The 12820-nt window shown below is 66.5% G+C and carries 10 protein-coding genes and 1 riboswitch; of the genes, 4 read left to right on the forward strand and 6 right to left on the reverse strand.

What is annotated here, in order from left to right:
* Nucleotides 1–65: 65 nt before the first annotated feature.
* A riboswitch (cobalamin riboswitch) is annotated at nucleotides 66–299 on the forward strand.
* Between the two features lie 213 nt (nucleotides 300–512).
* The 3 genes from metE to pncA all read left to right on the forward strand — a co-directional run bounded on the left by metE (nucleotide 513) and on the right by pncA (nucleotide 4248).
* The gene (gene metE / locus ABE424_RS16430) at nucleotides 513–2810 is read left to right on the forward strand and encodes a 5-methyltetrahydropteroyltriglutamate--homocysteine S-methyltransferase (protein WP_346491726.1); all 2298 of its coding nucleotides are present in this window, start codon (nucleotides 513–515) and stop codon (nucleotides 2808–2810) included.
* Nucleotides 2811–2879: 69 nt separating this feature from the next.
* Entirely contained in the window at nucleotides 2880–3569 is a 690-nt protein-coding gene (locus tag ABE424_RS16435) for an epoxyqueuosine reductase QueH (RefSeq protein ID WP_346491727.1), read from the forward strand.
* Between the two features lie 52 nt (nucleotides 3570–3621).
* On the forward strand, nucleotides 3622–4248 hold the full coding sequence (pncA, locus tag ABE424_RS16440; protein WP_346491728.1) for a bifunctional nicotinamidase/pyrazinamidase: 627 nt from the start codon (nucleotides 3622–3624) through the stop codon (nucleotides 4246–4248).
* A 100-nt stretch (nucleotides 4249–4348) separates the two neighbouring features.
* Here pncA and purU read toward each other — a convergent pair whose 3' ends face one another.
* From purU to aceE, 4 genes are all read right to left on the reverse strand, one after another.
* Nucleotides 4349–5200 (reverse strand): formyltetrahydrofolate deformylase, encoded by an 852-nt coding sequence (gene purU / locus ABE424_RS16445; protein WP_346491729.1) that lies wholly within the window; start codon nucleotides 5198–5200, stop codon nucleotides 4349–4351.
* 67 nt (nucleotides 5201–5267) lie between these two features.
* A complete protein-coding gene (locus tag ABE424_RS16450; RefSeq protein WP_346491730.1) occupies nucleotides 5268–5978 on the reverse strand; it encodes a hypothetical protein in 711 nt (236 codons plus the stop codon).
* 212 nt (nucleotides 5979–6190) lie between these two features.
* A complete protein-coding gene (locus ABE424_RS16455; protein ID WP_346491731.1) occupies nucleotides 6191–6709 on the reverse strand; it encodes a hypothetical protein in 519 nt (172 codons plus the stop codon).
* 160 nt (nucleotides 6710–6869) lie between these two features.
* Nucleotides 6870–9542 carry a pyruvate dehydrogenase (acetyl-transferring), homodimeric type gene (gene aceE / locus ABE424_RS16460; RefSeq protein ID WP_346491732.1) on the reverse strand — a complete coding sequence of 891 codons (2673 nt, stop codon included), beginning with the start codon at nucleotides 9540–9542 and terminating at the stop codon, nucleotides 6870–6872.
* 224 nt (nucleotides 9543–9766) lie between these two features.
* On the opposite strand from aceE, the gene ABE424_RS16465 reads away from it, so the two are divergent.
* The gene (locus ABE424_RS16465; protein WP_346491733.1) at nucleotides 9767–10699 is read left to right on the forward strand and encodes a LysR substrate-binding domain-containing protein; all 933 of its coding nucleotides are present in this window, start codon (nucleotides 9767–9769) and stop codon (nucleotides 10697–10699) included.
* Between the two features lie 50 nt (nucleotides 10700–10749).
* Here the strand turns inward: ABE424_RS16465 and ABE424_RS16470 are convergent, their stop codons facing one another.
* Both ABE424_RS16470 and ABE424_RS16475 read right to left on the reverse strand, forming a co-directional pair.
* Complete coding sequence (locus ABE424_RS16470) at nucleotides 10750–11898, reverse strand: NADH:flavin oxidoreductase/NADH oxidase (protein WP_346478466.1); 1149 nt, start codon at nucleotides 11896–11898, stop codon at nucleotides 10750–10752.
* Between the two features lie 58 nt (nucleotides 11899–11956).
* Nucleotides 11957–12775, reverse strand: a complete 819-nt coding sequence (locus tag ABE424_RS16475) for an NAD-dependent protein deacetylase (RefSeq protein ID WP_346491734.1) — start codon at nucleotides 12773–12775, stop codon at nucleotides 11957–11959.
* Nucleotides 12776–12820: the final 45 nt, after the last annotated feature.

Below are 12820 nucleotides of genomic sequence, written 5' to 3' on the forward strand. Positions count from 1 at the left end.
TCGACTCATCCTTCTCGCCGTGGAGCCACGTGGAACTTCTCCTTGACCAGCGGTTCGGTCCGAACTAGATTGTCCGGGCCGAAGGTATCCATCGCTTCATGCAGATGAAGGGATGGATTTAAACGGGAATCCGGTGAAGGCGCCTCGTGCGCCCATTCCGGAGCTGCCCCGCAGCGGTGAATGGAAACGACTCCTGCCAACAGCACTGGGCCTTCGCGCCTGGGAAGCGGCAGGTACTAGGTGGGCGTCCGCGCCCGTGTCCATCAGCCCGAATACCGGCCCCGGCCGGAGGACACGACCGTCCTCCGATTCGACCTGGAACGTCCGCGGGGAGGTTGCCGGGGCCTGCCGCCACGCCGCCTGCATGGCGCTGCCCCCGTGCGTCCGCTTCACGGCATCCGGTTCGCCCGCGGGGGCGAAGGTCGCTGGCGGGGCGGAACGGGCTGCAAGGCCCCGGACGGCGCGCGGTTCCTTCGTTCCTCAATGCCCCTACGCAATGAGGACACGTTCCAATGACCACTGTTACCACCCTGGGTTTTCCGCGCATCGGCGCCAAGCGCGAACTCAAGCGCGCGCTCGAAGCCTTCTGGTCCGGCGAAAGCAGCGCCGCGTCGCTGCAGGACACCGCGGCCGAACTGCGTGAACGCCACTGGCAGCTGCAGCGCGAGGCCGGCGTGGATGTGCCGCCGAGCAACGATTTCAGCCTGTATGACCAGGTGCTCGATGCCGCCTTCCTGTTCGATGCGATCCCGGCCCGCTACCGCGCGCTCGCCGATGCCGAGCCCCTGAGCGGCTACTTCGCGATGGCGCGGGGCCTGCAGCGCGATGGCATCGACCTGCATGCGCTTGAAATGACCAAGTGGTTCGACACCAACTACCACTACCTGGTGCCCGAACTGCGTGCCGGCCAGACCTTCACGGTGCGCGGCGACAAGCCGCTGGCCGAATACCGCCAGGCCAAGGCGCTGGGGATCGAGACCCGCCCGGTGCTGATCGGGCCGGTGACCTTCCTGCGGCTGTCCAAGACCACCGATGGCAGCAACGCGCTGGACCTGCTCGATGCGCTGCTGCCGGTGTACGTGCAGCTGCTGGGCGAGCTCAAGGCCGCCGGCGCTTCGTGGGTGCAGCTGGATGAGCCGCTGCTGGTGCAGGACCTGGACGAGGCCACGCGGGCCGCGTTCAAGCACGCCTATGCGGTGTTGGCCCAGGCCGCCCGCCCGAAGGTGCTGGTCGCTACCTACTTTGGTGCGCTGGAGGACAACCTCGATCTCGCCGCGTCGCTGCCGGTCGATGGCCTGCATGTGGATCTGGTCCGCGCGCCGGAACAGTTGGATGCGGTGATCAAGGCGCTGCCGGCCGGTCGCGTACTGTCGGCCGGGCTAGTCAACGGCCGCAACATCTGGCGCACCCACCTGGACAACGCGCTGGTGCTGGCGCGCTACGCGCACGGCCATGTGGGCAGCGATGCGCTGTGGCTGGCGCCCTCGTGTTCGCTGCTGCACAGCCCGGTCGATCTGGACCACGAAAAGAAGCTCGATGACGAACTGCGCAGCTGGCTGGCGTTCTCCCGGCAGAAGCTCGGCGAGCTGCGCGTGCTGGCCGACGCGATCGATGCGCCGGCACGCGCCGAGGCGCCGCTGGCGCACTCGCGTGCGTGCATCGAATCCCGTCGCCGCTCGCCGCGCGTGCACAACCCGGCCGTCGCCGCGCGACTGGCCGCGCTGGCCCCGGCCGATGCCCAGCGCCACAGCCGCTACCCGCAGCGTCACCTGGCCCAGGCCGCCGCGCTCAAGCTGCCGCGCTTCCCGACCACCACGATCGGCTCGTTCCCGCAGACGCTGGAGGTGCGTGAGGCGCGCGCCCGCAACAAGTCCGGCAAGCTCTCCGATGCCGACTACGATGCCTTCCTGGCAACCCAGACCGAGCACTGCGTGCGCGTGCAGGAACAGATCGGGCTGGACGTGCTGGTGCACGGCGAGTTCGAGCGCAACGACATGGTCGAGTACTTCGGCGAGCAGCTGGATGGATTCGCCTTCACCAGGAACGGCTGGGTGCAGAGCTACGGCTCGCGCTGCGTGAAGCCGCCGGTGATCTTCGGCGATGTGACCCGCCCGCAGCCGATGACGGTGCGCTGGTCGCAGTACGCGCAGTCGCTCACCCAGCGGCCGATGAAGGGCATGCTGACCGGCCCGGTGACGGTGCTGCAGTGGTCGTTCGTGCGCGATGACCAGTCCCGCGCGGATACCTGCCGCCAGATCGCGCTGGCCCTGCGCGATGAAGTGACCGATCTGGAAGCGGCCGGCATCGGCGTGATCCAGATCGACGAGCCGGCGATCCGCGAAGGGCTGCCACTGCGCCGCGCGCAGTGGCGCGACTACCTGGACTGGGCGGTCGAAGCCTTCCGGATCAGTGCCAGCGGCGTGCGCGATGCGACCCAGATCCACACCCACATGTGCTATTCCGAGTTCAACGACATCATCCACTCGGTGGCCGCGATGGACGCGGACGTGATCTCGATCGAGACCTCGCGCTCGCGCATGGAACTGCTGGATGCCTTCGTGCGCTTCCAGTACCCCAACGAGATCGGCCCGGGCGTGTACGACATCCACTCCCCGCGCGTGCCGGACAAGGCCGAGATGCTGGCACTGCTGCGCAAGGCCGCCGAGGTGCTGCGTCCCGAGCAGATCTGGGTCAACCCGGATTGCGGGCTGAAGACCCGTGGCTGGCCGGAAACCCGTGCCGCGCTGGAAGCACTGGTGGCCGCTGCGCGCGAGCTGCGCGAGGAAACCGCGGACGCCAACGCCGCCTGATCTGCCCTTTGTAGACTGCCCAAGGACCCCATCGCCGCCGTTGCCGGCGGTGGGGTCGACGAGAAATCCATGAACACGCCCCAGCTGACACCGATCGACCGTCCCACCCTGTCCCTGCCCGATGGGCACACCAGGCTGCTGCTGCATTCGTGCTGCGCGCCGTGCTCGGGCGAGGTCATGGAGGCGATCACCGCCTCCGGCATCGACTACACGATCTTCTTCTACAACCCCAACATCCACCCGGTGAAGGAATACGAACTACGCAAGCAGGAGAACATCCGCTTCGCCGAGAAACATGGCGTGCCGTTCGTCGACGCTGACTACGACACCGACACCTGGTTCTCGCGTGCCCGCGGCATGGAGAACGAGCCCGAGCGCGGCATCCGCTGCACGATGTGTTTCGACATGCGCTTCGTGCGCACCGCGCTGTATGCGCACGAACATGGCTTCCAGGTGATCAGCAGCTCGCTGGGCATCTCGCGCTGGAAGGACATGAACCAGATCAACGACTGTGGCCACCGCGCCGCCGCACACTACCCGGGCATCCAGTACTGGGATTACAACTGGCGCAAGGGCGGCGGCGCCGCGCGGATGGTGGAGATCAGCAAGCGCGAGCAGTTCTATCAACAGGAATACTGCGGCTGCGTGTACTCACTGCGCGACGCCAACCGCCACCGCCGCGAGACCGGGCGCGAGCGGATCACGCTGGGGGTGCTGTATTACGGCGATGGCACCTCCAAGCAGGGCGACGCCGACTGACCGTTGCGGGGGCGTCGGCTAGACTGGACGCCCCCACAGCCGTGAAGCCGCCATGAGCCGTTACCCCGCCGATGTCGCGTTGGTCGTGATCGACCTGCAACCGGACTTCATGCCCGGTGGCGCGCTGGCCTGCGTGGACGGCGATGCGATCGTACCGGGCATCGCCGCGGTGCTCGCCGAGCGCCATTACCGCACCGTGGTGGCGACCCAGGACTGGCATCCGGCCGACCATGCCTCGTTCGCGAGCCAGCACCCGGGACAGCTGCCGTTCGAGGCGATCCTGCTGCACGCGCAGCCGCAGACCCTGTGGCCGGACCACTGCGTGCAGGGCAGCCCGGGCGCTGCATTGCACCCGGGCGTGGACTGGACCGTGGCCGACCTGATCCTGCGCAAGGGCACCCGGCGCGACGTGGACTCCTACAGCGCCTTCCGTGAGAACCACGGCCCCGACGGCACCCGCCCGGCCACCGGACTGGCGGGCTGGCTGCATGAGCGCGGCATCCGCGAGGTGCATGTGTGCGGCCTGGCGCGCGATTACTGCGTGCTGTGGAGCGCCCAGGACGCGGTGAAGTCCGGGTTCCGGGTCAAATTCCATTGGGACCTGACCCGGCCGGTCACCGAGGCCAATGACGGCATGGTGCGTGAGGCGTTGGCGAAGGCAAAGATCGCGGTTGCCTGACGGGCGAACCCGGGCGCCGGCCAGAAAGCGTACCGACCAACGGTCGGTACCTACCGGATCAAAGCGCAGGCAGCATCAGGCAGCCGGCACCGCACCCGGTTCAGCGGAACACGACGGTGCGATGCCCGTTGCGCAGAATGCGATGCTCCACATGCCGGCGTACCGCGCGGGCCAGTACCTGCGATTCGGTATCGCTGCCCAGCCGCACCAGGTCGCGCGGCGTCATCGCATGGTCCACGCGTGCGACGTCCTGCTCGATGATCGGGCCTTCGTCGAGATCCGGGGTCACGTAGTGCGCGGTCGCGCCGATGATCTTGACCCCGCGCGCGTGCGCCTGGTGGTACGGCTGCGCGCCTTTGAAGCTGGGCAGGAAGCTGTGATGGATGTTGATCGCGCGCCCGGCCAGGGCCTCGCACAGGCGCGGCGACAGAATCTGCATGTAGCGCGCCAGCACCACCAGGTCGATCTGCTCGCGTTCGACCAGGTCGATGATCTGCTGCTCCTGCACGGCACGGTTGTCGGCGTTGACCGGCAGGTGATGGAACGGCACGCCGTAGGAACCGGCCAGGGCGGCGAAGTCCTCGTGATTGGAGGCCACCGCCGCGATGTCCACCTGTAGCTGCCGGCTGTGCGCACGGAACAGCAGGTCGTTGAGGCAATGCCCCTGCCTGCTCACCAGCACCAGCAGGCGCGCACGGCGGCGGGCGTCATGCAGCTGCCAGTCCATCCCGAACTCGGCGGCCAGCGTGGCCATGCGCGCTTCCACGTCACCCAGCGACTGCTCGGCGGCACGGTCGAAATGCACGCGCAGGAAGAACCGGCCGCTCTCGTCGTCGCCGAACTGCTGGGCATCGAGGATGTTGCAGCCCAGCTCGAACAGCAGGCCGGACACACGGTAGACGATCCCGGTACGGTCCGGGCATGACAGGGTGAGGATGGAATCGGGGCGCATCCGGCCAGTGTAAGCGAGCACCGCCGACGTGCGGACAATGCTCTCAGATGCAACCAAGTCGATAGGCCTACCGGGGATGGGGTCGACCTGCTTCGTTGCTTAGTTCCAAGCGTTCCAACGCTCTCCGAATGGTATCAAGCTCCGCGCCGTCCCCATTCCATCCAGTCGCACTGACGACAAGCGCTCCATTGTGCAGCAAATGGAACACCGGCGTCTCAAGCGTTTCCATCGGCTCCCATGCTTTGCCAGTTGACTGCGCATACATGGGATACGTCGGGTGATTGTCGTTCCATGCACGCATGGAGCCTTCCGGCCAGGCAGGCTCCCTAGGGACAACGAGCTGTATATAAGGGAGTAGCCACGCGTAACGCGGGTTGCTCAAAATTGCATCCAATGCTCGCCTGGAGAACCCGCACGAAGGGTGAACAGTAGCGATGACTTGTATACCTGCTTCAACGCGTGGAGAGAGAACCATGTGCTTAAGCCGACCCTGATCGACCATGTCAATGACATTCAATCCCCCCCCTAGTTCCGTATCCAGCGTTGGCAACGCAGGAACAGGGATCCCGTATCGCTTCTGCAGCTCATTTGCATCATCGAAGCGCCTTATGGATACGAGAAGACCATGCAACTTCAGGTGGTGCCGCAGTTCGGCCTTATCACGATCTGCAAGAGCCGAGTGCAGGCATTGGAGTCTTTCCACCCATTGAGCATTCCTGCGATAGAAGGCTATGAGCGCTGTCGAAGAGAAGACATCATCAACATCTTCATCTTCCATGCCGGCACATCCCCGCCGAAATATCGTTTCATCAACCAATGCACCGTAGGTTTCATTAAGCAATCTTCCGCGCTGTTGGGGGTGTAAGCCCCAACAGCGCAATTTCCTGAGCCACGATCTTCTCGTGAATACTTGGACTGGAAGAGTGCACCTGAACATCAGGCATCGATATCGCCAGAACCAGCAAGGTAGCGATCATCGCCGGCACGAGCTCAGCAGCCGGTCATACAAATCTGCTGGGATGATGCACTGCACGTGGATCGGCCGGTACATGCATAGCCGATATGATCATCCTCCATCGGCGGCCGAGCGAGACTTCGAATTTTCTCGTCATCCAAAGTCTCCACACGCAACTGTGGTAGTTTTTCCAACGTCCTCTCTGCACCGAATAGCGAAAGAAGCCTGTGGGCATCGCGGTAGGTCAGCTCGCTGACAATGTCCTCATACCCAAGACTGGTAATTCCCGCTTCATTGAAACGCAACGAGGCAACGAATCGCTGACGCGCCGGAGTTGACAGAACGCGGAGCGGCGAATCAGGCGATAGATTTTGGATATGCTCCTGTAAGCGGACTTGGCTGTTGATCGGCGCGTGTCGCTGCGCGATCAGTAGTTGCTGTATCTGGAAATCTGACTCTGTCCTGGCTTTGACTTCTATTTGTGAAGGCGCTGCCAATGCACTGAATGAGACAGCGATAAGTATCGATGAGACATAGGCAATTCGGACGTTCATGGTGGAGTCCTTTGTAGAGTTGGCCGCTTAGCTCTCACGGCCATCGCAAACTATTCCTACTCTGCTACCGGAACTGCCGCTTTTGTCACAGGATCGCCAGAATCGCTTGATCGCTGATTCTTGATTGATATGGAATTGATCGAACCCAGGCGTCGGGCACCTACACCGACGCCGGATCCACCTTCTCCACATCGATGCCATAGCGGTCGATCGCCACCTGCAGCTGGGCCCGTTCGATCCGGCCCTCGTCGGCCAGCGACTTGAGCGCGGCGAGCACGATGAAGTGGCGGTCCACTTCAAAGAACGTACGCAGTGACTCGCGCGTATCCGAGCGGCCGAAACCATCGGTGCCCAACGCGGTGAAGCGGCGGCCGTCGATGAAGGGGCGGATCTGGTCGCCGACGATCTTCATGTAGTCGGTGGCCACGATCACCGGGCCCGGGTGCGCGGCCAGGCACTGCTGCACATACGGCACCCGCGGCTCCTCCACGGGGTGCAGCAGGTTCCAGCGCTCCGCCGCCAGGCCATCACGGCGCAGTTCGGTCAGGCTGGTGGCGCTCCACACATCGCTGGCGATGCCGAAGTCCTGCTGCAGCAACGTGGCCGCGGCTTCCACTTCGCGCAGGATCGCGCCGCTGCCCATCAGCTGCACGCGCAGCGCCGGGTCACTGTCGGCGACAGCCGGGTGCAGCAGGTACAGGCCCTTGAGGATGCCGGCTTCGCTGCCTTCCGGCAGTGCCGGGTGCGGATAGGCCTCGTTGAGCACGGTGATGTAGTAGTAGATGTCTTCCTGGTCCACGTACATCCGGCGCAGGCCGTCCTGGATGATCACCGCCAGTTCGAAGTTGTAGGTCGGGTCGTAGGACACACAGCTCGGGATCACCGAGGACAGGACGTGGCTGTGGCCGTCGTCGTGCTGCAGGCCCTCGCCCATCAGCGTGGTGCGGCCGGAGGTGGCGCCGAGCAGGAAGCCACGGGTGCGTGCATCCGCAGCGGCCCAGGCCAGGTCACCGACGCGCTGCAGGCCGAACATCGAATAGAAGATGTAGAACGGAATCGTGGCCAGGCCGTGGTTGCTGTAGGCGGTGCCGGCGGCGATCCACGAGCAGATCGCCCCGGACTCGTTGATGCCTTCCTGCAGGATCTGGCCGTCCTTGGCTTCCTTGTAATAGCTCAGCTGGCCGGCATCCTGCGGCGTGTACAGCTGGCCGAGGTAGGAGTGGATGCCGATCTGGCGGAACAGGCCTTCCATGCCGAACGTGCGCGATTCATCGGGCACGATCGGAATGATCAGTTTGCCCAGTTCGGGATCCTTGAGCAGCGTGGTGAGGATGCGCACGAAGCCCATCGTGGTGGACTGGCCACGCTCGCCACTGCCCTGCAGCTGGGTGGCGAACGCCGAGAGCGCCGGCACCGGCAACGGATCGACATGGGTCACGCGCGCCGGCAGCTGGCCGCCCTGGGCCTGGCGACGCTGTGCGAAATAGCGCGCTTCGGCACTGCCCGGCGCGGGACGCAGGTACGGCATGTCCTCCAGCTGGTCGTCGCTGACCGGCAGGTCAAACCGATCGCGGAACGCGCGCACGGCGTCGGCGCTCATTTTCTTGAGCTGGTGGTTGATGTTCTGGCCTTCACCGGCCTCGCCCATGCCGAAGCCTTTCACCGTCTTGGCCAGGATCACGCTCGGCCGACCATTGCCGGCGACGGCCTGCGCGTAGGCGGCGTACACCTTCTGCGGATCGTGGCCGCCGCGGGCGAGTGCCCAGATGTCGTCATCGCTCAGGTCCGCGACCAGCGCCAGCAGTTCGGGATACTTGCCGAAGAAATGCTCGCGCACGTAGGCACCGTTCTGCGACTTGAAGGTCTGGTAGTCGCCGTCCACGCATTCCATCATGCGTTGGCGCAGCAGGCCGGTGCTGTCCTTGGCGAGCAGCGCATCCCAGCCACCCCCCCAGATCACCTTGATGACGTTCCAGCCGGCGGCACGGAAGGTGCCTTCCAGTTCCTGGATCACCTTGGCGTTGCCGCGCACCGGGCCGTCGAGCCGCTGCAGATTGCAGTTCACCACGAACACCAGGTTGTCCAGGCGCTCGCGGCCGGCCACCGAGATGGCGGCCAGCGATTCGGGCTGGTCCATTTCACCATCGCCAAGGAACGCCCAGACCTTGCGGCCCTGGTGCTCCTTCAGCCCGCGGTATTCCAGGTAGCGCATGTAACGCGCCTGGTAGGCGGCGGTGAGCGGGCCCAGCCCCATCGAAACCGTGGGGAACTGCCAGAAGTCCGGCATCAACCGCGGGTGCGGGTACGAGGACAGTCCGTCGCGGTCGGATTCGCGGCGGAAGTTGTCCATGCGTTCGGGCGCGATGCGGCCTTCGACGAACGCGCGGCCGTAGATGCCGGGCGCCGAGTGGCCCTGGATGTAGATCATGTCGCCATCGAAGGTATCGGTGCGGCCACGGAAGAAGTGATCGAAGCCGACGTCGTACAGCACCGCCGCGGACTGGTAGGTGGCGATGTGGCCACCCACGTTGGAGTGCTTGCCGGCGCGCAGCACCATCACCATCGCGTTCCAGCGGATCATCGCGTTGAGGCGGCGCTCGATGCCGAGGTCGCCCGGATACGCCGGCTGGCGTTCGACCGGAATGGTGTTGGTGTAGGCCGTCCACACGCGGCCATGCAGGTCGCCATGGCGGGCCGTGTCCAGCTCGCTCAGCTGGTCCATCAGGTAATGCGCGCGCGGGCGGCCGGCGGCGTGGATGACCGCCTCCAGCGACTCACGCCATTCCTGGGTTTCCTGCGGGTCGGTATCGAGAGGGGCGAGCGCTGGGTTCATGTGCATCTCCGGGAAAGGCGGCCAGGCCGTGCGCAGGACGCGACGGCAGCGGGGGCGGCACAGCGCGGAAGCGGCGTCGCCCGGGCAACAGCGCCGGGCGAGCGGGCAACCTGGCGGTTGCGGGACAGGCACGATAAGCAGCCGCCGCCGGGGCGGGTAGACCGGATGGGCTTGGCGCTTTATAAAGAAATTCTTTCCAATGGAGCGCGAGAATGGCGGCCAGCATGAACATTCTCCAGTCAATCCGCAGCTTCATCCGGACCGCCGATGCCGGCAGTCTGGCCGCGGCCGCGCGCACGCTGGGGGTCAGCCCGGCGGCGGTGGGGCAGAACATCGCCCGGCTGGAGGCCCATCTGGGCGTGCGCCTGCTCAACCGCACCACGCGCACGCTGGCCCTGACCGAACGCGGCGCGCTGTACCTGGCCCAGGTGCGCCATATCGAGCGCGACCTGCAGCGCGCCCAAGCCGCGGTGACCGACCTCGATGCCACGCCCGAAGGACGGCTGCGGATCGCCAGCAGTACCGCGTTCGGCCGGCACGCGCTGGCGCCGTTGCTGCCCGCGCTGCAGACCCGGTTCCGGCGCCTGGCGATCGAACTGCTGCTCACCGACCGCAGCGTGGACCACGCGCACGAAGACGTGGACGTCAGCATCCGGATCGAGCCGCAACTGGAGGAAGGCCTGGTGGCGCGGCCGATCGCGCAGGTGCCGTTCGTGTTCTGCGCGGCGCCCTCGTACCTCGCGCGGGCCGGCATCCCGCTGACGCCGGAGGCGCTGCGCGAGCATCGTTGCCTGCTGTTGCGCTACCCGCTGGACGGGCGTTACCTGCCGTGGGGCTTCGTGCGCGATGGCATGCGATTCGATGCCGAGGTGACCCCGGCGCTGGTCAGTGACGACATCGATGCGCTGGCCGCCATGGCGGTGGCCGGCGGCGGCATCACCCGGCTGGCGGCGTTCGTGGCCGCGCCCTATCTCGCGCGTGGCGAGCTGCAGGCGCTGTTCGAACCCGGCGATGCGGCGAGCACCCAGGCCTCACCGGAGCCGATGCGGTTGTTCCTGTGCGTCAGCGATCGCCGTGATCTGACGCCCAAGGTGCGGGCGCTGATGCAGCACATCATCGAGGGGCTGCCGCCGGCGTGGCGGGTGGATGTCGGCTGAGTGCAGGGTCACCCGGAGGCCGGCCAGCGGCCGGCACTCCCGTCAGCGTGTCAGCGTTCCGGCGCGATGAACACACCGCGCGCTTCGCGCGGTTCGCAGCGCAGGTACTGCGGGGCCGGGGCGACAGAATCGCCCAGTGCCGCGGCGGCATGCCACGGCCAGCGCGGGTCGTAGAGGATGCCGCGGGCCAGCGCGATCGCATCGGCATGGCCGTGGCGCAGGATCGATTCGGCCTGCGACGGCTCGGTGATCAGGCCCACCGCGATGACCGGCATGCGCAGCTTGTGCGCCTTGATCGCCTGCGCGAACGGCACCTGGTAGCCCGGCGACAGCGGGATCTGCTGGCGCGGGTCGTTGCCACCGCTGGAGACGTGCAGGAACTGGCAGCCGCGCGCATCCAGCACGTGCGCCAGGGTCGTGGTCTGTTCGATATCCCAGCCGCCGGCCACCCAGTCGCTGGCGGAGATGCGCACACCGACCGCGATGCGATCGGAGACGGCCTCGCGCACGGCATCAAACACGCGCACCAGCAGGCGCATGCGGTTTTCCAGCGAGCCACCGTACGCATCCTCGCGGCGGTTGCTCAGCGGCGACAGGAACTGGTGCAGCAGGTACCCGTGCGCGGCATGCAGTTCGATCAGGTCCATGCCGACGCGTTCGGCGCGACGAGCGGCGGCCGCGAAGGCTTCGACCACCGCATCGATACCGGCCAGATCCAGTTCGGTCGGCGTCGGATCGGTCTTGGCGAACGGCAGCGCAGACGGCGCGACCGTGGGCCAGGCACGCGGATCGGACGGGTCCATCGCGCCGCCGCCTTCCCACGGCTTGTTGACCGAGGCCTTGCGGCCGGCGTGACCCAACTGCACGCCCAGCGGCATCGGCGACCACTGCTTGACCGAGGCCACGACCGAGGCCAGCGCGGCTTCGGTGGCGTCATCCCACAGGCCCAGGTCGGCCCAGCTGATGCGGCCTTCCGGCAGCACGGCGGTGGCTTCCAGGATCAGCAGGCCGGCGCCGGACTGCGACAGCTGCCCGAGGTGGATGCGGTGCCAGTCATTGGCAAGGCCGTCGACGCAGGAGTACTGGCACATCGGCGCGATCACGATGCGGTTGGGCAGGGTCAGCGGGCCGAAGGGGATGGAGGAGAAGAGCTGGCTCAAGGGGGGAACTCGGGAAGAGGAAATGGAACCGGGCGCCATTGCACTCCTGTGCGGCGGCGGAGGCAACCGTGCCAATGGATCAGTGTTTCGTAGCGGCTCAGGCGGCGGCGGTTCCTGGCAGCAGGAAGGCCAGCGCGTCGGCGCAGGACTGGTCGACTTTCAGGCTCAACAGCGCGTCCGCGCGGGTAAGGCCGCGGTTGAGCGCGGCGATCGGCAGCCCGGACTGGGCCGCGGCCTGCACGAAGCGGAAGCCGGAATAGACCATCAGCGAGGAGCCGACCACCAGCACCGCATCGGCCTGCTGGAGATGCGCGTGGACGGTCGCGACCCGCTCGCGCGGCACGCTTTCGCCGAAGAACACCACGTCCGGCTTGAGCACGCCGCCACACAGCGGGCACGCCGGCACCTGGAAGGCGGAGAAATCCATCTCCAGATCGGCATCGCCATCGGGCGCCTGCCCGGCTTCAAGATGCTCCCAGCCGGGGTTGAGCGCCAGCAGCCGGTGCTGGAACGCCTCGCGCGGGGTGCGGGCTTCGCAGCCCATGCAGCGCACCTGGTCGAGCCGCCCATGCAGATCGATCACCGCCTCGCTGCCCGCCCGCTGGTGCAGGCGGTCGACATTCTGGGTGAGCAGCAGCTCGACCTGGCCACGGGCTTCCAACGCGGCGAGCGCGGCATGCGTGCCGTTCGGTTGGGCCCAGCCGAACCGGGGCCAGCCCAGCAGGCTGCGCGCCCAATAGCGCTGGCGCGTGGCCAGCTCGCCCATGAAGGCCTGGTAGGTGACCGGCGGGCTGCGCTTCCACTGCCCATCGGCATCGCGGTAATCCGGGATGCCCGAATCGGTGCTGCAGCCGGCGCCCGTCAGCACGAACAGGCGCTGGGCGCGGTCGATGAACTCGGCGAGGGGGGTGCTCATGATCAGCAGATGGGGGCGCAGGCGTGGAGAGGCAATCGCTGGCCG

It is taken from the genome of Stenotrophomonas sp. TWI1149 (assembly GCF_039673155.1).
Taxonomy (GTDB): domain Bacteria; phylum Pseudomonadota; class Gammaproteobacteria; order Xanthomonadales; family Xanthomonadaceae; genus Stenotrophomonas; species Stenotrophomonas maltophilia_AA.